This window comes from Segatella asaccharophila, assembly GCF_054687055.1.
Genome location: NZ_BAACAN010000005.1, coordinates 1 through 21,269 on the forward strand (window position 1 = coordinate 1; position 21,269 = coordinate 21,269).

The following is a 21,269-nucleotide window of genomic DNA, read 5'->3' on the forward strand; positions in this document are numbered from 1 at the left end:
GATTTTTCATTGATTTTCAATCAGTTGGATGAAATGGCCCCTGCTTTGTGATTATGACAGGGAGTCTCTGCCAGCGAGCCTTTGCGATGAAACTGTTGTGGCATAAAATGAATGGCTGAATAGTTACTTCATCCAGGGAGAAACCGCCCGTTAACGGTTTCTCTCCTTGAATTTCAGTTCAGACTCCAGCATAGACAACCGGGGCATCTCACATCCGGCTTTGCGGGCCTCCTCTATCGGACGAGTGTAGAGATAATAAATCTCCATCGGACGGTGAAAATCATAATCTAGTTTCATACTCGGCAGATAAGGGGGCATCGTCCTGGTATTCTCGATCACCTTATCTGCCAGTTCATGATTAATGTCCTCGACGCCACAAGCCCTGGCACCATCAATCACCTCTATCATCAACGCTTTGATCAACCTGACCGCATCCGGATCAGAAACCAGCTCCTTCGTAGTCGTATCCAGCGCAACAGTCATCCCGTTGAAAGACATATTCCATACCGCCTTATACCATCTGGCTTTCAGATATTCCATCTTCTTAGCAGCAATGCCGGCAGCTTTCATCTCAGCCACCAGATGATCAATGAGGGCGGGATCCTTACAACTGTAATTACCTATATTGATTGCCCCCAAGGCCTGATGGTCCACGATGCCCGGTTTTGTCTTGGCCGCACAGACAAAAGCGACCCCTGCTGCCAGTCCGACCCCGGGGAACGACTTCTGGACATCAGCCTCTACACCTATGCCGTTCTGGATCAGTACCACCAGAGTATCCGGTTTAAGAAGCGGGGGCAGCAATGTATTCAGCAATGCCTCATTGACCGATTTCAAGGCCACCAACACGACATCACACTGCGGCATGTCCCCTGCATGCTGATAGGCATGTACGTGAGAAAGATGAAAATCACCATCACAGGAATTTACCTGAAGTCCCTTCTTGCAGACCACATCATAGTCACGATGAAAGAGAAAATGTACTTCCTGTCCGCTTTTTGCCAGTTTTGCCCCATAATAGCCACCAATGGCACCTGTTCCTATTATTCCGTATTTCATATTTTCTTGTTTTTAAATTTTACTTCCTTGATGACCGGCGAAGCCCGGCCAATAGACGCGCAGGCATTAGAAAAGGGTCATATTTTATCCAAAGCCTTCAGCGTATTCTTTTTCTGAGCCTTAAAGGCTGACGGAGTCATTCCCGTAACACTCTTGAACTGGCTGGACAGATAGGCCACACTTGAATAGTTCATCTTGTTGGCAATCTGAGTCAGGCTCAACTGGTCATACTTGATCAGTTCTTTTACCCGCTCCACCCGTTGCTCGATATAATAGCGTCCGATGGTCTTCCCGACCACCTCACTGAAAAGTTTGCTCAATGCTGAATAATCACTGTGAAGCATCTCCGAAAGATAATCAGAGAGGTTCACGGCAGAATCGTCATTATGGTAATGTACCAGTTTGATAATAGCATTCTTAATCTGTCCGATCGTCTGCTGCCGCTTGTCATCCAGGAGTTCAAACCCCAGATCCTCAAGCGCTTTGCGGAGACGGTCCCGTTGTCCGTCAGAGAGCACATCCTCTACATACACCTCCCCAAGATCCACGCTCAGGGCATGTAGATCCTGATCCTTCAAGACCTGTCCCACCGCCATGATACAGCGGTCACAGACCATGTTCTTGATATAAAGCGTCGTATTCATTCTCATCTCCTTATCTTAAAAAATCCGAAAGACATCCCTGCCCGGAAGTATCTTTTACTCTGCCTCCAGGATGTCTGACCATCTCGTGGTATATTCAGGACTCTTCCGGTCTCTCCTGATCGCATCAGCAAATTTCACCGCCTTGTCTTTTCCGTCCCTTGCCGGATATTGCCTCGCCGCCAGGACGACCGTCTCTCGTCCGTTGGTCCGGTTGATCTGGTCTATGACCGCATCAAGGCGGCACTCTTTCCGGTACCGTTCCGGCCGGTAATCCCCGAAATCCGTCTGAATGCCACTGTCCTGACAAACCTCCGTCAACAGTACCCCCGCGCGCTTATAGGCATATCCTTGCCGGAAAATATTACGGAAGCATTGCAAGGCTGCATCCACGATGATCCGCGTGCTACAGGAAGGAGTCAGCAAGGTACCTATCTTGAACATCCCCTGAGGATGGTCGTCACCCCGATAAGGGTCAGTATCGATAAAAACACCTATTCCCGAAGCGACCTGATGCTGCTGACGCAGCCGCTCTGCACACCTTGCCGCATCATTCGCCAGATGTGTCCGGATCATTTCATACTGGCAGACCGGATGGGGAAAGGAACGGGAGACGCAGATACTTTTCTTCCTCGCCCTCTCCAGGTCCATATCTTCCGTAAGGATACAATCCTGTCCGTTCAACTCCTTCCACGTCCTCTGCCCGGTCACATTGAACCGTGCACGTACCCATGATTCCGGTTGATCGGCGAAATCTCCGGCTGTCCTGATCCGTGATGCCAGAAGAGTTTCCGCCCAGTGACGGCCGACGCCCCACACCTTGTCTATAGGAAAGATACTCAGAGCCTTCAAGCGCTGGCGGTCTGTATCAATGAGACAACAGTGATGGTACCCCGTATAGACTTTGGCGAAACGTCCGGCTACCTTGGCCAGTGTCTTCGTCCTTCCAATGCCGATGCTCACGGGTATTCCCAATCCACGCCAGATACGCTCATACAATCGCCTGCCCCAAATTCTCAGATCAGAATCCTCCATCCGGGGGAAGACGCAAAACCCTTCGTCAATGGAATAACGATGAAATTCCGGTACGTCACGTCTCACGATATTCATCAAGCGTCGTGTCATGTCGGCATAAAGTTCATAATTTGAAGAAAAAGCATAAATCTCTTTCCCGGGGAAAAGTTGGGAAAGTTTGAAATAAGGTGTACCTCCTTCGATGCCCATCGCCTTGGCCTCATTGCTCCGCGCCACCACACAACCATCATTGTTGGACAATACGACAACCGCCTTTCCGTTCAAGTCCGGACGAAAGGCACGCTCGCACGAAACGTACGCATTATCTACATCTACAAGAGCATAATATTTCATTCTGCTACACTCCCCTTATTTTCTATTTACGCCAGTTCTTGATCGTATACTGTACAACCCCCCATATCGTAAAATCATCCGTCGCAGTAATGTGGAACACCGGATATTCAGGATTAGCCGGTTTCAGTTCTATGTACCCCTCAGCATAATGGGTATTATCGTAAAACTTCACCGTGTATTTATGATCATAGAAGGCAACCACCAGATCACCGTTACGGGGTTCCAGGGAGCGGTCTATTACCAGTATATCCCCATCACGGATCCCCGCCTGGATCATCGAATCACCTCTCACCCGGCCATAGAAAGTGGTATCCGGATGGCGGATCATATCCTTGTTGAAATCCAGTGAGTCCACCTCGTATGACTCAGCGGGTGACGGGAAACCGGCCTTGATCGCCGGTGCATACTTTAAGGTAAGGCGCTGGTCGAAGGTGCTCCTCAGGAGCATCACTTCATTCTGCTTGTTCTGACTGACCGACTTTCCCATAATCATCCTCCTCTGAAAGAACACCCGGAAACCTTTATCTCCTGAGGCCGGGGGTTCTGTCCTCGCAAATTTAACCTTTTCCCTTCAATTCTCCAAATTTCTTTCTTGAATTTTTTACAGAATCCATCATATTCACTTCCCTGAAGGACTTGTCCCATCCTCCCAGGCTGACCCGCGGAACCAGGGGGAAGCCAGTACCGGTCGAAGGTCCACGTGAACACTCCGATCAGATCAACCCGGCAGGAGCAGGACCAACAGCAGATGAGATGCCAACGGAAAGATCAGGATACAACGAATATTTAAGGAACATTTGCCTGTAAAAATTTGGATTTCGAGAGAAAAAAACATAACTTTGCGATTTGAAAGTCCACCTGACATCAGAAGGGGCCATTTCCTTATTGGTCCCATCCGATAGAAACGAAGGAAAAGACAAAATCATGCAATGCCAAAAGTAGATTTAAATGACCCGAAATGGCTGGATCTGGTATTTACCGGCCGGAACAAGAAATACGGAGCCTACAGGCTTCGCCGGGGAGCTCCAAGAAGGAATCTGATGGCTCTGCTCATTATTATCGGCACTGCTGTAGTCATCTTGCTGGGTGCAGGTATTTTCATCTTCATCGAAAACCATTCCATGAACCTGCGCGACATCAAAAGCGTGGAGTTTAATAACATGAAAGCTCTCCCTCCCCTGGCCCAGGGGAACCAGTTGTCCCGGCGTCAATCGGGATATGCATCCCACAAAGTAGTCAAACAAGGCGAAAAGGTATTGAAAATGTTCGGAGAGGAACAGGAGCGGCCGGTCATCCCTCCTGATGCGGCTACGATGGATAATAACGGCTCACCGGGCGGAACCAGTAATGCAGGGGAAAGTACGGAAGGGGCTGACTCCAGTGTAGCTACTACGGGAAAGGGCGGGGACAAGGCTCATAATAATGAGCTGCAAGCCTTGACACAAACCACTCCAGACAACCAGGCCATCAACTTCCGTATCGTGGAACAGTTACCGGAATTCCCTGGCGGCTGGGTAGAGCTCATGAAATGGCTCGACAAGAATATCCAGTACCCTCCTGCGGCACTGAAAAGCAAGATCCAGGGGGAAGTCATCGTCTCTTTCATCATCAATCCGAACGGTACCCTCAGTAACATCAGAATCACGAAATCTGCTCATCCTCTCCTGAATGCCGAGGCATTGAGAGTGGTGCATAAAATGCCAAAATGGAAACCAGGAATTCATGATGACAGGCCATGCCAGACCATGTTCTCTATCCCTATCGTCTTTCATTTGTAAAACCTTCATTCTTAAGTCAAAGAAAAGAATCTATCTTTCACTCAAGAATAGTCCACCCCTCATCAGAGCAGTCATTACCGGGAAAATCTCTCTGATGACTATTCTCTTTATTTAAGTTCTTTGAACGTATAAACCATTATCGGAATCGTCAACAGGAAAGCCAGGACATCACTCCAGCTCTGGCACATCTCTACACCTAAAATGCCAAAGAATCGTGGAAGGATGATAACCAATGGGATGAAAAACAGTCCCTGGCGTGCCGATGAGAGGATATTGGCACGCCAGGTTTTCCGGCATACCTGAGTCATCATATTACTTGCCATGGAAAAAGCATCTAACGGGAATGTAGACAATTGCCAGATCAAGGCCACATGGCCAATACGAACCACATCGGGATCATTCCGGAATATCATGATGATCTGAGAACTGAAACAGATACCAACGACAGTGCAGATCACTAAAAAGACCGTTCCAATCTTCACCGTATACCAAAAGGCCTTCTTCAACCGGTCATACAGGCGGGCACCATAGCAGAAACCACATAAAGGTTGAAAACCTTGCCCAAGACCAATCACAGCAGACATGACAAACATGGTGATCCTGTTGACGATGGACATACCTGCAATGGCGGCATCTCCATACCTCCCGACACTGATATTCAGGGCGATCATGGCTACACTGCTCAAGCCCTGACGGGAAAGCGACGGACTTCCACCGTAAAAAATCTCCTTGAGGAAATCCCAGGAAGGAGAAAAATTCTTGAAAGAAATCCCGATGTTCCTTGCACTGAAAGTCATCCGGATCAAGATGAAGAAAGAAACGACCTGCCCTATAACCGTAGACAAAGCTGCTCCTTCTACCCCCATGTGCAAGCCGAAGATCAATATCGGATCAAGGATCACATTCAATAATGATCCTGTCACGATCCCAATCATGGACAGAGAGGCATTGCCCTGGAACCGCATCTGATTATTAAGAGTCAGTGAAGCGGTAAAAAATGGTGCTCCAAGAAGGATAATACCCATAAACTTTTCTGTGTAGGGAAGGATCGTAGGAGTAGAACCTAACCATATTGACAACGGGGTGAGTAGTAATTCCCCGACGATCAGCAAGAGGCACCCGAACATAAAGGAAAGGAAAAAACCTGTGGAGGCCATCTTTTCTGCATTCCGGTGCCGCTTCGCACCTAATTCCCTGGATATATACGTTCCGGAGCCCTGCCCGAAAAAGAAACCGAAAGCCTGGATAATAAACATGACGGAAAACACGATTCCAACGGCTGCAGTGGACTGGGTATTGAGATGGCCGACAAAAAAGGTGTCTGCGATATTGTAAAAACCCGTAACCAGCATCGATATAATTGTCGGTACCGCCATTTTCCGGATAACCTTGGGAACAGGTGCGGAAGTGAGAAAGTCGTAATTATCCTTTTTTGCCATTTGAGACGACAAAGATACAATAAAGAATTATGAAAAACAAAAGAAAACTTGCTTCTTTCATTCTTATTCTTTAATTTTGCCTTTGGCAAATGATCCACAGATCAAGTACAAACATAAGAATGCAAAAAATCCATAAAAGAACGGGCATGAAAGAAAAAATCCTGACCAGGCAAAAATTCTATTTTCTGAAGAGAACAGTACTCTTCCTGTTTCTCCTCGTTGCGGCCACTGCGCCGGCACAAGTACACCTGTTCCTGATTTCCGACACTCACGTGATGGCTCCCGGATTGCTCGTCAATGACGGCAAAGCGTGGCAGAACTATCTCGCCGGAAGCCGGAAGATGGTGGACAAAAGTGCAGAAATCTTTGACGCTCTCGTGGATACGGTGCTCAAGGAGAGACCGGATGCCGTGCTGATCCCTGGTGACCTGACAAAGGATGGTGCTCTGTTGAGCCATGAATATGTTGTCAGCCGACTGGACACACTCTTAAAGGCCGGAATTCCGGCCTTTGTCATACCTGGCAACCATGACCTGGGAACTTCCGGTGCAGTATATTATGAAGGCGACAGTACAAAAAAGGCTAGAACCATTTTTGCTACAGAATTTGCTGACCTCTACCGTTCCTTCGGCTATGATGACCAGTCGGTCAGAGACCCTTACTCTTTAAGTTATATGCGGACGTTATGCAAGGGCGTCAAACTCCTCGGAATTGATTCCGACACGGGACAACTCAGTGCCAGCACACTCAACTGGCTCTGCGACCAGGTGGCTCAAGCCAGGAAAGAGGGTTATCGGGTCATCGCCATGATGCATCATCCGCTCATGGAACATATCACGGGCATCAACCATTTCCTCCCCTCTTCTGTCATCAGAAATGATACAACCGTCAGAGCACGACTATTGAAAAGTGGCGTGCATGTCATCCTGACCGGACATTTCCATACCAATGACATCGGAAAAGACTATAATGCCGACAGGACTGACAGCATTTATGACATCAATACGGGCTCTACCATCACTTACCCCTGTTCTTTCAGGGAGCTGACCATCAGCAAAGATCTAAGCCATCTCGATGTGCAGACCAGATACCTTACCCGCATCGCTAGTTGTGCAGATCTGAAAGACTATTCCCGGAAAAGGATCACAGACTATATAATCAGCCATATCAAATCAGTTGCCCGGAACCGGATGAGCATTCCCCCTTCCTTTATCCCCTCTTCCATGATCAAGGCAGTGGCAGAGGCTTATATCGTACACAGTGACGGCAACGAAAACCTGCGGGACAACAGTGCTCTGTTTCATAGCCTGAAAATTCCGATGATGTTCAGTTCCTCTCTTAAGACAGTCATCACCAGTATGCTGGATAATATCACGATGTATGGAACGGATCATGCCAGCATCACCAACGACCTGCAACTCTCCATCCCTCTGAGGTAACCCGGGATACCTACAAACTGATCCTCCTCCATATCCACCGGGGCAAGCGACGCCAGGCGGCGGTAAGGATATGCCAGCGCCAGTCGATCACCTTGACATGTTGTTTTCTCCTGATAGCCCGGACAATTGACCTTCCGACAACCTCCACGGAAAGTTGCATGGGGAAAGCGTGAGAGCCTTTCAGCAGCGGGGTGCTCACAAACCCGGGACGAATATCCGTGAAATGAATATCCAGATTCCGGTGATGGGCCTGCTGCTCCAGGGCCTGAAGATAATTCTGCTGGAAAGCCTTCGTTGCACTATAGGCGGGTGCAGGACTCAGTCCTTTCGTCCCTGCAATACTTGTAATACAGGCAAGATGACCATGTCCTTGTTCTGCAAAATAGCGGTAGGCTTCGCCGACCATCTGCGTCCACCCCAGGCCGTTCGTCTTCACGGTGCTGAGTTCTATGCCGGCATTTTTCAACTCCGGGTTCAGGCTGCCTATGCCAGAAGCATGAAAATACAGGTCCATTCCGCCCACCATCCCGATGAGATGGCGCAACTTTCCGGGAGCATCTTCTGCCGTCACGTCAATGACTTCGACAGAAACCCGTTCAGGGGCTACTGTCTGGATCTCTTCCAACTTTTCTCTCCGCCGGGCAGCGATCCCTACTGTCCATCCTTCATCCAGCAAAAGCCGGGTGACCTCATGGCCGATCCCGCTGCTGGCGCCTATGATAATCGCTTTCTTTGCCATAAATCATCAGTTATTCAGGAATAACCAGAGGCTTTCCACATCCATTGTTCCGTACTTCCAGCAGAATCCTCAGGATCCGTTCGGCACTCCTTCCATCCCACCGGTCAGGGATACCGGAATTTTTCCAGTTGCCTTGCACCATGTCTTCCACCGCTTTGGCTAACCGACCGGGATCTTCTCCCACCAGCACATTGGTACCCACCGTAAGGGTTTCAATATGCTCCGTATAACTGTTCAAGGTGATGCAAGGCACCTGATTGAAGGTAGCTTCCTCAGCCACATTACCGGAATCTGTTATGATCCCCCTGGCATGTGAAGTGAGATAGCCGAACTCCAGGTATCCGAGTGGCTTTATAAGATGAACGGCATGGAGGTCAAGGCCGTGATGATGCCCTAAAGCCACGACGGCCTCCTCAGCCTCGCTCCTTAAGGTTGCAATAATGGGGACATCGCCACTTGCCGCAAGCATTTTTGAAAGCATCTCGAAAAGATGATTCGTATCGGAGATGAGGGCCTTGCGGTTAAGCGTAAACACAATATATTCTCCGTCTCTGATACCAGACTCCCTGAGAAAAGAGGGACGGACCATCCGGTTACGGTTGTAGCGGATATTATCCATGAGAATATTTCCTACCATATAGACCTTCGAGAGTTCGGCCCCTTCCTTGCTGGCGATGGAATTATTGCTCACGCCGGCCGTAAAGAGAATATCACTGAGTCCGTCAATGACCAGGCGGTTGACCTCCTTAGGCATGGAAATATCAAAACTCCTGGTTCCTGCGGCAATATGCGCCAGGATGAGCCCGCGCTTTTTCGTCACAATAGCCACAGCCATCGCACTGGCCAGATCATCTACGACAATGACGACATCAGCAGGATAAGTCTGGAGGTACTCTTCAAACTTTGACATGACTTTTCCGGTCAACTCATTCAGGTTATCTTCCACAACGCCTAAACAGGCGTCCGGCCCGGGAATCTGCAAATCTTCAAAAAGAGATTTCTCCAGTGTAGGATCATCCTTCGCGCCGGTATAAACCAACCGGTACTGTACCGATACCGACTCCGGACACCCCTTCTTGTTCAGCAGGGCCCGGATGATAGGAGCTTCCTTGATAAAATTAGGGCGCGCTCCCGCTACAATACAGATATTCATGCTACTTGTTTTTGATTAAATTCCACGTCTCTGCCAAAAACTACTGAACTCTGAAAAGTTCACGTATGCCGCCGAGGCTGCCCATCAGGCTGGTTGCCTCATACGGCAGGAAGACAGTCTTGGCTTTGTCGCCACTGCCTACTTCTCCAAGCATGTCAATATACTTCCGTGCTAACAGATAATTGGCAGGATTCGTGCTCTTGCCCACGGCTTCAGTGATTTTCTGGATAGCCACCGCTTCGGCCTCCGCTGTGCGGATACGTGCCGTAGCGGCACCTTCGGCATTCAGTATCGCTTCCTGCTTGGCAGCTTCAGCCTTATTGATGATGGCCGCCTTGTCACCTTCCGACTGTAGGATCTGAGCCTGTTTCTCCCCTTCACTGGTCAGGATAGTGGCTCGCTTGTTACGCTCAGCCTGCATCTGTTTCTCCATCGCCTGGAGTACACTCTCCGGCGGGATGATGTCCTGCAGCTCCACACGGTTCACCTTGATTCCCCATTTGTTGGTAGCGTCATCCAGGACCCCCCGCAATTTGGTATTGATCACATCCCGGGAGGTCAAGGTCTGGTCCAGTTCCATCTCACCGATAATATTACGCAGCGTTGTCTGGGTCAATTTCTCGATAGCATTAGGAAGATTATTGATCTCATAGACAGCCTTGAACGGATCCACGATCTGGAAATAGAGCAGGGCATTGATCTGCATCTGGATATTATCTTTGGTAATAACGTTCTGACGGTCAAAGTCATAAACTTGTTCCCGAAGGTCAATCTTATGGGTGTAGGTATAACGCCTGTTGTTCATGGCATAAATCATCTTGGACCTGTCGATAAAGGGGATGATCAGGTTGATACCAGGCTTTAATGTGGCATAATATTTCCCCAGTCGCTCAATGATGCGGGTCTCACTCTGGGGAATGATGACAACGGCTGACTTGACAAAAATCAGAGCTAAAATAACAATAGCAATTAATACAACTGTTCCTACCATATTCGTAATGTTTTAGTGTTCAAAATTCATATTCAGTAATGCGGCCCAGATCATCATTTGTCTGCATTACATTTTCTCACTTTGACGATGATGGAATCCCGGGAGACAATCTTTGCCTTTTCTCCTCTCCTGAAGATTTCGCCACGTTCAGAGACCGCCTTCCACTGATCGCCGTCTACCTGGACATAACCGCTCTCCTGAGGAGTGATCGGCTCTATGACTGTTCCTACACGCCCTATCAGGGCATCAGCATTGCTCGAACGTTCATGATCCTTGCTATGAAAACGCCTTAGCAGCCGGGGACGGATAAGCCAGATACTGAGCATCGAAAAGACTGCCCATATCAGTACTTGGGCCCAAAAGGGAAGGCCACTTACAGAAGCTATAATTGCAAAGAGACCACCAATGGCAAAACATGTAACAAAGAAATCTCCGGAACTTAACTCGAGGATCAGACACACACAGGTGACAATAACCCAAAACAGCCATAAATTCTGTCCGATATATTCTATCATAGTCATCTATTTATCTAAAAAAGTGGTTAATCTGAGACAAAGATACAAATAAAAAATCAAATCAAACAAAAAATAAGAAAAGAACATTATTTTAATAAAATTAGACTGTTTTGTCAGTTACTGATGAGATCATGAAAAACAGCAACCAACAAATATCTGATAAAGTATTATCCATTCCTATCAGTATCTGGTCAGCAGTATATTGACAAATTTGCTGTATATAAATGATGAAAAAGTTGCCCGTATAGATTATTTTCATATCTTTCCTCTATAAAACCAAAATAAATTCTCGCCCGAGAGTAATAAAACAGGCAATTATATATTAAGCTGATAATACAGGGGGCCCAGCCATCCTGCACTTACGCAATGGCGTAAATGAGCATAGATAATACTTTCCTCTACGAGTTATACTCAAACAGGCTTCCATAGCCGTCCATAGCATTGGCTAATTTGTAAACGAGGTCAAAGCCATCACAAAGATAATAACCTGGTCATGGACGGTATATCGTAGTCATCCGCACGAGAGGGATGTTTGACGATCTGTTGTGAAGTCAATATATTCCACTTTGTCGTGGAGTATGTGCCATGCTGCGACCAGCAGCTTTCTGGCTACGGCAACAAGGACTTTCATCTTGTTTTTCTTCCTGACCTGAGTCTGATGATAAGAGAACCTGCTGAAGAAGCAGTTTCCGGTCCGGCTGGCAGCCCATGCACATTCAATGATGGTCCTTCTGAGGAAGACATTTCCGTGGGTAATGTGTCTTGACTTAATTTTCCTGTTGGATTCGTCGTTTCTCGGTTTCAATCCGCTCCAGGATGCAAGATGGCCGGCGGTTTCGAACTTATTCATGTCCGTTCCGATCTCTGCGATCAATGATGTAGCCGCTCTTTCCTTGATTCCCGGTATAGTCTGTAACCGTTTCAACTCAGCTGGAAATTCTCTCTTGCAGATTTCCAGCATCTTTTTCTGGCAATCCTCTTTATGCTTCTCTGCCATGTCAAGCTCTTCACGCAGTTGTCCAATGACATCCGTTTCTGCCCGGGATATGACCCCTGTCAGAGCTCCCAGTATCGTTCCCCTGCCGTGATGCCTGATGATCCGCCCGTGGATCTCCTCTATCAGATCTTCCGGGCAGGTAATCCCTTCCGCTATCCTGCGGACTACTTCCTTGTAACTCTTGCAGTCTACATTCGAGACATAGTTGCTCAGGCGGATGTTGCAACGCTGCATCACGGCATCCAGTTTGGAGAGCTTGCGTACGATTTCCTGATCAAGATCGAAAATACGACGGTCATACTGGCGGAGCTGCTGAATGATTTCCGGAGGGACAAAGCTGCTGTTCGCCAGGTCTTTCATCGTACATTCGGCAATCCATTGGGCATCCTTCACATCACTCTTGTGACCGGGTAATTGCCTGATGAAATACGGATTGACCAGCCGCAGCCTGAAATATGGGGATAATACCCGCCAGATGGGAATCCAGTAAATGCTCGTGCTTTCCATTGAGACCTCGTCTACATGACTGGACTGCAGCAATTCCCTCATTTCTGCAAGCTGGACTGTTAAAACTCCGAAAACTTTTTCAATAACTTCTCCGTCTTCTTTCAAGACACAAAGATAAATACTATCTTTGTGGACGTCAAGGCCACATACTGCTTTCATAAGCCTGAAATTTTGAAGGTTAATAAAAAAAATTATGCTTCAAATATAATAAAAAATTGTGACGCAGAGCACATGGGACAGGATTAAGCGTATGGCGGCCTTGATTTCATGCAAACAGAGTAATTATTCTTCACCTGACTGGAGAGAATTTATTTCGTTTTTTATCTTAACTGGCTTATAATTTCCAAAATTTTATCTATATTTGCATCTATGAATCAGCAGGTTACATGCCATCCGAAAATATAGAATGGTAGGAATATCAACGAGTAAAGCCTGGATGATTACACTTTTATTAACCGATTTGTTTAATCATTAAAATTTCAGAAGTATGGCAGCAAAGAAGACCCCCGGCGTTTATATCGTAGAAAAGAACGCCTTCCCCAATTCTGTAGTTGAAGTCCCTACTGCGATCCCAGCTTTCATCGGCATTACAGAAAAAGCCATAAACGGTGCCGACTCACTAAGTGGCCAACCGTGGAAAATCACGTCTATGGCGGAATTCCAGCAGTATTTCGGTGGCGCACCTGTTCCTAAATTCACTCTATCTGTTACAGATGTACCTAACACTAATGCTTCCAAACCCTTCTACAGCATTCCTTCTCTTGACAAAAGGAAAATTATAAAAGTCGACAAACCGAAAATACTTTATTCGCTCTATTACCAGATTATCCTGTTTTTTGCCAATGGCGGAAATACATGCTATATCGTATCCGTGGGAACGTATGAAAAAAATGAATCCATTAACAAGGGTAATGTCGCTCAAGCTCTTGCCTCTTTGGAAAAAGAACAGGAAATCACTATGGTTGTCGTCCCTGAAGCAGTTTTTTCCACTGACTACAAGGATATTCAGATACAGATGCTGGCCCACTGTGGGAAGATGAAGGACAGATTTGCCATCCTTGACGTTCAACCCAAACATGAAGGTGAACAGATAAACGAGCAAATAACGGCTTTTCGAACAAATATCGGCACTGACTTCCTCTCGTATGGAGCTGCATATTATCCATGGCTGAACGCCTCTGTGCTCTCTGATAAAGATATTGACGGGAAAATGATGGAATGGAGTGATCATTCAACTATAGAAGATTTCGTTCCTGAAGATACTCAAATTCCCGCCTACTTTAATAAAATACTAAATCAGATCAATGCCACCGAACTGACTTCCGATAAACTCACCGCCATGAAGAACGACCTTCACAATGCCCTATTGCAAAACTTCCCGGGTTACCAGAGTATCGTGGACAAAGTAAAGGATACACTGAACCTGCTGCCGCCTTCCGCTGCCATGGCAGGACTTTACACGATGGTAGACAACACACGCGGCGTATGGAAAGCTCCGGCAAATATCTTCATCAACTGCGTGAACAGTCCCACGGAAAATATCGATGATACCATGCAGGGAGATTTGAATATGCCCATGAACGGAAAAGCTGTAAATGCTATCCGTACATTCATTGGAGAAGGCATCAAAGTCTGGGGGGCGCGGACTCTGGACGGCAATTCCCAGGACTGGCGTTACATAAACGTACGCCGCACAATGATGTTCCTTAAAGAATCTATTGAAAACGCTGCAAAAGTTTATGTTTTTGAACCCAACACCGCCAACACGTGGATAAACGTAAAGTCAATGCTAGATAATTTTCTACGCAGTGTGTGGAAACGTGGCGGACTGGCAGGAGCAACCCCAGAAGAGGCCTATGAAGTACATGTCGGACTTGGTGATACAATGATCAGCAACGACATACTCAACGGCATCATGCGCATTACCGTATTTATGGCCATGACCCGTCCGGCGGAGTTTAACGAAATCACCTTCGAGCTGCAGATGCAGAAGAGTTGAAATGATCAAAAGACAAACAAAGAATTCAGATGAGCCCATCCATCGTGGAACATCGATAGCCTCAATTAGACGTTCTGCGACTCGTCCTGTAAGAAGATATTGGATAAGATTTATGAGTCGTCTTATATGACTGATAATATTTCAAAGCCTCCGGCATCTCAGCCTGCAGAGCCGCAATACGCTTCGCATCACTCGGGTGATCGCTCATGAAATCACTGATATTGGCATTGCCACTGGCAGCGGACATCCGCTTCCAGAAGGGAATGGCTGCTTCCGGATCATACCCGGCCATGGCAGCAAGTATCAGTCCGATATGATCTGCCTCTAACTCATCCTCACGACTGTACTTCAAATTCAGGAAACTGAAATATTGTCCGGCGACCTGGCCGGCGACAGTCCCCAGATCGCTGTTCCCGGTGACGGCTCCGATAATGTTGGTCCCGATATTCGTGCCCAATTGCTGATTCTGCTGCTTGGTCATCTGCTCGGCACTGTGCTTGGCCACAGCATGAGCAATCTCATGGCCCAGCACGATAGCCAGACTGGTCTCATCCCGTGTATAAGGCAGCAGTCCTTCATAAACCACAATCTTTCCCCCGGGCATACAGAAGGCATTGGCTTCCTTGTTTTGGACAAGATTGAACTCCCAATGAAAATTCTTCACGTCATTCTGATAACCATGTGTATTCAAATAGGAATCCACAGCATTGGCCAGGCGCCTTCCAACTCGGTTTACCATCGCTGTATTCGCTGCATTTGTAGATCTTACGGCTGTAGACATATACTTGGTATATTCCTGATTGGATAAGGCAAGCACCTGCTCATCAGAAACTCCTATCTTGTGCTTTCGGCCTGTGATGGGAACGGTCTCAGAAGTTCCGCAGGCAACTAGTAGAAACGTCAGGAAGGCAAGGGCCAAGAATTTTAGTTTTTTCATTTTTATATTTATTCTTTCATGATTTACCGAAATGCAAAAATAAAATTTATTCCCGATAACTCCAAAGAATTTCTCTATTTTCTAATAAACAGGGAAAGATAAGGACACAAAAAAAGCGCAGCTCCCAACAGAGAACAGCGCTTCCTCATTAAAAAAATAGCTTCTTTATTTCTCTATACCACGATTGTTCAATGTGACATTGAGCAGTTGCAGATATTTATGATATTGGCTCTCTGAAAGAATAGAGTGCATATATCTCAAATCCTTGTTGATAGCCTTGTCAACCATAGTTTTACGGTCAGCCTTTGGAGCCTGTGCGGCATTCATCATTTCTGCAGAGAAATTGTGATGAACATCTTCTACAGCCTCTTCCTGGTCAAATTCCAGACCAAGAGCGTTAGACAGACTGTTCATATTAAAATTCATGTTGTAAGCTGCTGCTGTAGCAGTGGCTTCTTTTTCATCGTTTGCTGCGAATGTTGCTGTAGTCATGCTGAGCAGTGCAACAGCCATTAAAATCATCTTTTTCATCTTTTTACCTTTTTGTGAGCCTTCCTGAAAACGGCTCTTGTTAAACATTACCCTAAAACGATTATCCTTTATTGTCTCTCTTTAAAGACACGACAAAGATACGACTGTTTCCGTGCACAACCAACAATTCCCTATCTTTTTATTCATTTCAGACACCTTTCTTGACTTAAATCAAAGAATGAGCTTTCCTTTCGTTTTTTAATCACTTTGTCACATTCGTCTTCTGACAGATGACAAACTGTGCCATAATACTTCATTATTATTTATTGGTCTGGCTATAATTCAAAAAATATTTCGTACCTTTGCTTGCAATATAACTATCAAAATAAAGCAAATGAGCAAATCCAACAAGTACATCAACTTGTCCTACCAACTGTATGATACCACCGACGGTAAATCAGAGTTAATCGAACAGACCACAGACAAGCGGCCTTTCAATTTTATCAGTGGACTCGGCATCGCCCTCCAGGCTTTTGAAGACAATGTTACTCCATTAGAGGAAGGAGCCAACTTTGAATTTGAGATCCCGCATGATCAAGCTTATGGCAACTATGATGATTCTCTTGTCATTGACCTGGACAAATCAATCTTTGCCATAAATGGGAAATTTGACGAGGAACATATCAAGGAAGGGGCAGTAGTACCGCTTCAAAACGCTGACGGCAACCGCTTTTTCGGTCATGTCCTGAAGATCAGTGATACTCAGGTCAAGATGGATCTCAACCACCCGCTGGCGGGAAAGGATTTGAAATTCATGGGCCATATACTAGAAACCCGCGAGGCTACTGAACAGGAACTTGCTGACTATGAGAAGATGATCCATGGACAGCAGGACGGAGGTGGCTGCAGTTGCGGAGACTGCGAAAACGGCGGAAGCTGCAACGGCAGTTGCGGTGATGACCAGCAGTGCTGCGGAAACTGCCACTAAACGGGCAGTATCTGCCTTGGCATGGTCCAGGTAACAGAATGCACATTAAACCATCAAGATAAATCTTATGAGAAATACCTTTGGAAATCTATTCCGGCTGACGAGTTTCGGTGAAAGTCACGGACCTGCTATCGGAGGTGTGATAGATGGCTACCCGGCAGGCATAGACATCGACATGGACTTTATCCAGCACGAACTCGACCGCCGTAAACCGGGACAGAGCCGTCTGACTACGGCCAGGAAGGAAGCTGACCATGTGGAATTCCTGAGCGGTATCTTTGAGGGAAAGTCGACGGGGGCTCCCATCGGCTTTGAGGTGCGTAATACCAACCAGCGTTCACAGGATTACAATAACATGCGTAATCTTTTCCGGCCATCTCACGCAGACTACACCTATTATAAGAAATACGGCATCAGGGACTATCGTGGCGGCGGACGTTCCTCGGCCCGTATCACCATCGCCCGCTGCGTGGGAGGTGCTCTGGCCCAACTGGCTCTGAACACGCTGGGTATCAGCATCCACGCCTATACTTCGCAGGTCGGAGACATTGCCCTTGACAGGGATTATCATAAATATGACCTGTCTGCAATAGATGATAATATCGTACGCTGCCCGGATCAGCAAAAGGCAGAAGAAATGGCTGAACTCATTGCGAAGGTAAAATCGGATAATGATACGGTGGGGGGAATCATCACTTGTGTCATCCAGGGTTGCCCAGCAGGACTGGGCGAACCGGAATTCGGCAAACTCCATGCACAGTTGGGGGCTGCTATGCTCAGTATCAATGCGGTCAAAGGATTCGAATACGGAGAGGGATTCGCCGGCGTAACTGGCCACGGAAGCACTCAGAATGATCCCTTTATGAATAAGGAGGGCAAGATTACAACGCTCACCAATCATAGTGGGGGCATCCAGGGGGGCATCAGCAACGGACAGGACATTTATTTCCGGGTGGCCTTCAAACCTGTCGCAACAATCCTCATGCCACAGAACACCACTGATCTCCAGGGCAACCCTGCTGTCCTCACAGCACGCGGGCGGCATGATTCCTGCGTCCTCCCACGCGCCGTGCCTATCGTGGAAAGCATGGCTGCCATGGTTATCCTGGACAATTATTTACTGAACAAAACAGTAAAGTTATAAAAACGCTGATTATAGGAGCATCTAATCGATAGCTCCTATAATCTCATGAATATCTTTCACACCATGCTGGTCCAGCCAGTCATTGATTCCATTTTTGATCTTCAGGGTCACAGTAGGATCGAGAAAATTGGCTGTACCTACCTGTATGGCAGTGGCACCACACATCATAAATTCTATCGCATCCCGGGCATTACTGATTCCACCCAGGCCGACCACCGGAATCCTGACCGCATGGGCTGTGTCATAGACCATTCTCAAAGCCACCGGTTTGACAGCCGGGCCACTCAGTCCTCCTGTGCGGATACTCAGGACAGGCTCTCTTCTTTCAATGTCTACAGCCATTCCCAGCAGCGTATTGATCAGGGATACTGCATCAGCGCCCTCGGCTTCACAGGCACGGGCAATGTCGGCAATATCCGTTACGTTAGGAGAGAGTTTTACGATCAGTGTCTTGTGATAACGCTCCCTGACAGCCTTCACCACACTTGCAGCTCCCTCACAGGTCACGCCGAAGGCCATACCTCCTCCTTTGATGTTCGGACAACTGATATTAAGTTCGATGGCAGGGATACGGTCGAGAGCATCTATCCTGGCGGCACAGGCTGCATAGTTCTCAGGAGAGTTACCGCTCACGTTGACAATCATATTAGTATCTATATCCTTGATCTGGGGATAGATGTGCCTGCAGAAATAATCAGCACCTTTATTCTGAAGTCCTACACAGTTGAGCATTCCCTCAGGAGTCTCCGCCATACGGGGATAATCATTCCCCTCACGGGGCTCAAGGGTAGTACCCTTGACAATGATGGCGCCCAACTCACGGAGGGGCATAAAATCAGCATATTCAAGGCCATATCCGAAAGTTCCGGACGCTGTCATCACCGGATTTCTCAGTTCCAGCCGGTCAATCTTTACATTTAATGCAGCCATAGTAATTTCCTTGTATTGAACACGGGGCCTTCCTGGCATACCCGCACATTGCCGTCAATAGTCTTCTCTGCACAGCAGAGACAAGCACCGATCCCACAAGCCATACTGTTCTCCAGACTGGCTTCACACTCAATGCCGGCCTGATCAGCATAACGGGCCACACTCACCATCATTGGCTTTGGCCCGCAGGTGGCTATCCGGTCGAAATGCTCTTCCCCGAGGACTGAATGCTGGGTGACAAAACCTTTCTCGCCCGCTGATCCGTCCTCGGTGGTGACACAAACTCGTCCATACTCCTTGAACAGGTCTGTTTCCAACAGACCGTCCTTGCTCTTCGCACCCAGAAGAAATATGGGATCGCTTCCTGCCTTCCGGATTTCCGAACCTAAAAGAAGCAATGGGGCCACTCCTACACCGCCGCCGACAAGCAGGATTTTTTCTCCATGTGACTTCGGGAGGGTAAAACCATGCCCCAGCGGGAGTATGCAATTAAGCCGGTCTCCGGCCTGAAGTCTCGTCAAGCGACGAGTACCCTCACCAACTGCAGCAACCAACAGCCAGAGTTCATTTTTCTGACGATCGATATAATTAACAGAAATAGGACGACGCAAAAACGTAGAAGGGGAATCATCTACGCGTACCTCGACAAACTGCCCCGGATCCATCTCTGGGAAAGGCTCAGGTGCGGTCAACTTGATGAGTGCATGTATGTCACTGAGCATTTCCGTAGAAAGGACCTCGAGGTCCAACAGGTATTTTTTCATCTTTATGTATCTCAGGTTCGTGCAAAGGTACAAAAAAGAGGCGTAACAAGGGTAAGGTTTGGAAAAAATAACGCTTACACCTATTATATTATGGTATTTATCCGGGCACACAAAAGCTCAGACACCAGCTCACCAGACCTGTCCGTCATTCGCCAACAGAAAAAGAAAGAATAACCCTACCCAAAAACTCTTTCCAGAAAAGGCACCGGAAAACAGATATTCCGTAACTATTTCTGAGGAACAAAAGCCTCCCATGACATATCATCATAAAAGACACGGATCTCTCTGATTTTACGTTGTGGTCTGTCAATATATTTTACGCCACTAACGAGCCGGCTATGAGGCCTGTTATCCGCCTTGAATTCTTCGGAAATTTTAGAAGGATCAGCAAATGAAGACTGAGGATTTTCTCCAAAATCCAGACTCGGTTCCTGCACATCAGAAACAGAAGTGCCCTCCTCTTCAGCCGGGTCATTTTCCTGATCCGTATTTAACTGCATCGGTCCTTCTCCAAACATCAGCCAGTCAAGGTTAATATCCGGAAACCGGTGCTTGATCGCCTCCACATGCTTTAAGGTCGGATTGGTCCGACCGGTAAAAATACTACTCAGAGAGGCTGACGAAATTCCCAAGGTCTGGGCAAAGACCTGCTGGGTCATGTGCTGACTCTCCATTAATTGCCGGATTCTGTCTTTCATTTCTGCCATAATCAATAGCGTAATACCTTCAAAAAGGATTTTCCTTTGATTTTACAAAGGTAAAACAAAAAAACGAACCGAGCAACAAATGTAGAATCAAATTTTCCTTTTCATTTTTACATTTACAGTTTAATATCTACGAACATAAAGAGTACAAATGTAAAGGTTCACGTTTACATTTACAAATCAACAGTAGTTGGTCCAGACTGGCTACAAAGGGTTTATAAAAAGGATTATCGCAATTAACTGACTGTTATAGGGGTTTATTCGCAAACACAAATGTAAAATAACCGTCTGATGCAAATAATGGACACTTTTAAAACTTATTTTGGTTTTACATCTTGATAATATTAACATAAATCACTGAATACCAATGTTATATATTGTGTATTGCCTTTACGTATAAATATTTATATACATTCATAAAACCATATATATCGGTTTTGATTTAAATATCAATAAAACGATACTACGTTTACAATCATTGAATATAACCGTGAAGATGTAAATATCGCTTTTGCTATTGTAAATTTACAAGGCTAAAGTACACAAATGTAAACATTAATAAATGTAAAAACAAAATCTATGACCACTCTTGAAGCCCCGTTTCTCTATAAATCGCACCATTCAGGCAGATGCTTGAATCGTTCTCAAGCAGACGATTCTCAGAGCCCTTTTTTCGACATAACTTACTGAAAACAGGGCACTTCAG

The 21,269-nt window shown here is 46.7% G+C and carries 20 protein-coding genes; 5 read left to right on the forward strand and 15 right to left on the reverse strand.

Features of this window, described 5'->3' with window-relative positions; translation table 11 throughout:
- Positions 1 to 150 precede the first annotated feature (150 nt).
- The 4 genes from ACYRYG_RS04130 to ACYRYG_RS04145 all read right to left on the reverse strand — a co-directional run bounded on the left by ACYRYG_RS04130 (position 151) and on the right by ACYRYG_RS04145 (position 3,555).
- Complete coding sequence (locus ACYRYG_RS04130; RefSeq protein WP_293418030.1) at positions 151 to 1,059, reverse strand: 2-dehydropantoate 2-reductase; 909 nt, start codon at positions 1,057 to 1,059, stop codon at positions 151 to 153.
- A gap of 77 nt (positions 1,060 to 1,136) precedes the next feature.
- Positions 1,137 to 1,703 carry an AraC family transcriptional regulator gene (locus ACYRYG_RS04135; protein ID WP_460197719.1) on the reverse strand — a complete coding sequence of 189 codons (567 nt, stop codon included), beginning with the start codon at positions 1,701 to 1,703 and terminating at the stop codon, positions 1,137 to 1,139.
- A 54-nt stretch (positions 1,704 to 1,757) separates the two neighbouring features.
- Entirely contained in the window at positions 1,758 to 3,068 is a 1,311-nt protein-coding gene (locus ACYRYG_RS04140; RefSeq protein WP_293430015.1) for a Y-family DNA polymerase, read from the reverse strand.
- A gap of 22 nt (positions 3,069 to 3,090) precedes the next feature.
- Positions 3,091 to 3,555 (reverse strand): LexA family protein, encoded by a 465-nt coding sequence (locus ACYRYG_RS04145; protein ID WP_293418036.1) that lies wholly within the window; start codon positions 3,553 to 3,555, stop codon positions 3,091 to 3,093.
- 442 nt (positions 3,556 to 3,997) lie between these two features.
- Here ACYRYG_RS04145 and ACYRYG_RS04150 point away from each other — a divergent pair, with 442 nt between their 5' ends.
- Positions 3,998 to 4,846: an energy transducer TonB gene (locus ACYRYG_RS04150; protein ID WP_294731313.1), complete on the forward strand. Its 849-nt coding sequence runs from the start codon at positions 3,998 to 4,000 to the stop codon at positions 4,844 to 4,846.
- Positions 4,847 to 4,953: 107 nt separating this feature from the next.
- On the opposite strand, the gene ACYRYG_RS04155 is transcribed toward ACYRYG_RS04150, so the two are convergent.
- A complete protein-coding gene (locus ACYRYG_RS04155; RefSeq protein ID WP_293418040.1) occupies positions 4,954 to 6,285 on the reverse strand; it encodes an MATE family efflux transporter in 1,332 nt (443 codons plus the stop codon).
- A 146-nt stretch (positions 6,286 to 6,431) separates the two neighbouring features.
- Here ACYRYG_RS04155 and ACYRYG_RS04160 point away from each other — a divergent pair, with 146 nt between their 5' ends.
- The gene (locus tag ACYRYG_RS04160; RefSeq protein ID WP_293423273.1) at positions 6,432 to 7,724 is read left to right on the forward strand and encodes a metallophosphoesterase family protein; all 1,293 of its coding nucleotides are present in this window, start codon (positions 6,432 to 6,434) and stop codon (positions 7,722 to 7,724) included.
- A gap of 10 nt (positions 7,725 to 7,734) precedes the next feature.
- On the opposite strand, the gene ACYRYG_RS04165 is transcribed toward ACYRYG_RS04160, so the two are convergent.
- The 5 genes from ACYRYG_RS04165 to ACYRYG_RS04185 form a co-directional block, all read right to left on the reverse strand.
- A complete protein-coding gene (locus tag ACYRYG_RS04165) occupies positions 7,735 to 8,463 on the reverse strand; it encodes an SDR family NAD(P)-dependent oxidoreductase (RefSeq protein WP_293423275.1) in 729 nt (242 codons plus the stop codon).
- Positions 8,464 to 8,473: 10 nt separating this feature from the next.
- Positions 8,474 to 9,616 carry a UDP-N-acetyl glucosamine 2-epimerase gene (locus tag ACYRYG_RS04170; RefSeq protein WP_293423277.1) on the reverse strand — a complete coding sequence of 381 codons (1,143 nt, stop codon included), beginning with the start codon at positions 9,614 to 9,616 and terminating at the stop codon, positions 8,474 to 8,476.
- A gap of 40 nt (positions 9,617 to 9,656) precedes the next feature.
- Positions 9,657 to 10,607 carry an SPFH domain-containing protein gene (locus ACYRYG_RS04175; RefSeq protein WP_293418048.1) on the reverse strand — a complete coding sequence of 317 codons (951 nt, stop codon included), beginning with the start codon at positions 10,605 to 10,607 and terminating at the stop codon, positions 9,657 to 9,659.
- Positions 10,608 to 10,660: 53 nt separating this feature from the next.
- Positions 10,661 to 11,122 carry an NfeD family protein gene (locus ACYRYG_RS04180; RefSeq protein ID WP_293418072.1) on the reverse strand — a complete coding sequence of 154 codons (462 nt, stop codon included), beginning with the start codon at positions 11,120 to 11,122 and terminating at the stop codon, positions 10,661 to 10,663.
- Between the two features lie 511 nt (positions 11,123 to 11,633).
- Positions 11,634 to 12,785 carry an IS110 family RNA-guided transposase gene (locus ACYRYG_RS04185; RefSeq protein ID WP_460197721.1) on the reverse strand — a complete coding sequence of 384 codons (1,152 nt, stop codon included), beginning with the start codon at positions 12,783 to 12,785 and terminating at the stop codon, positions 11,634 to 11,636.
- Between the two features lie 328 nt (positions 12,786 to 13,113).
- On the opposite strand from ACYRYG_RS04185, the gene ACYRYG_RS04190 reads away from it, so the two are divergent.
- Positions 13,114 to 14,625, forward strand: a complete 1,512-nt coding sequence (locus ACYRYG_RS04190; RefSeq protein ID WP_460197722.1) for a phage tail sheath family protein — start codon at positions 13,114 to 13,116, stop codon at positions 14,623 to 14,625.
- 61 nt (positions 14,626 to 14,686) lie between these two features.
- Here ACYRYG_RS04190 and ACYRYG_RS04195 read toward each other — a convergent pair whose 3' ends face one another.
- Positions 14,687 to 15,562, reverse strand: coding sequence for a M48 family metallopeptidase (locus tag ACYRYG_RS04195; protein ID WP_460197723.1), 876 nt, complete (start codon positions 15,560 to 15,562; stop codon positions 14,687 to 14,689).
- A 165-nt stretch (positions 15,563 to 15,727) separates the two neighbouring features.
- The gene (locus ACYRYG_RS04200; RefSeq protein ID WP_293418054.1) at positions 15,728 to 16,093 is read right to left on the reverse strand and encodes a hypothetical protein; all 366 of its coding nucleotides are present in this window, start codon (positions 16,091 to 16,093) and stop codon (positions 15,728 to 15,730) included.
- Between the two features lie 334 nt (positions 16,094 to 16,427).
- On the opposite strand from ACYRYG_RS04200, the gene ACYRYG_RS04205 reads away from it, so the two are divergent.
- Entirely contained in the window at positions 16,428 to 17,021 is a 594-nt protein-coding gene (locus tag ACYRYG_RS04205; RefSeq protein WP_293418056.1) for an FKBP-type peptidyl-prolyl cis-trans isomerase, read from the forward strand.
- 67 nt (positions 17,022 to 17,088) lie between these two features.
- Positions 17,089 to 18,165 (forward strand): chorismate synthase, encoded by a 1,077-nt coding sequence (gene aroC, locus ACYRYG_RS04210; protein WP_293418058.1) that lies wholly within the window; start codon positions 17,089 to 17,091, stop codon positions 18,163 to 18,165.
- 21 nt (positions 18,166 to 18,186) lie between these two features.
- Here aroC and ACYRYG_RS04215 read toward each other — a convergent pair whose 3' ends face one another.
- From ACYRYG_RS04215 to ACYRYG_RS04225, 3 genes are all read right to left on the reverse strand, one after another.
- Positions 18,187 to 19,095, reverse strand: coding sequence for a dihydroorotate dehydrogenase (locus ACYRYG_RS04215; protein WP_293418060.1), 909 nt, complete (start codon positions 19,093 to 19,095; stop codon positions 18,187 to 18,189).
- Complete coding sequence (locus tag ACYRYG_RS04220; protein WP_293418062.1) at positions 19,083 to 19,859, reverse strand: dihydroorotate dehydrogenase electron transfer subunit; 777 nt, start codon at positions 19,857 to 19,859, stop codon at positions 19,083 to 19,085. Before ACYRYG_RS04220 ends, ACYRYG_RS04215 begins: the two co-directional genes overlap by 13 nt.
- A gap of 227 nt (positions 19,860 to 20,086) precedes the next feature.
- A complete protein-coding gene (locus tag ACYRYG_RS04225; RefSeq protein ID WP_460197725.1) occupies positions 20,087 to 20,557 on the reverse strand; it encodes a helix-turn-helix domain-containing protein in 471 nt (156 codons plus the stop codon).
- Positions 20,558 to 21,269 lie beyond the last annotated feature (712 nt).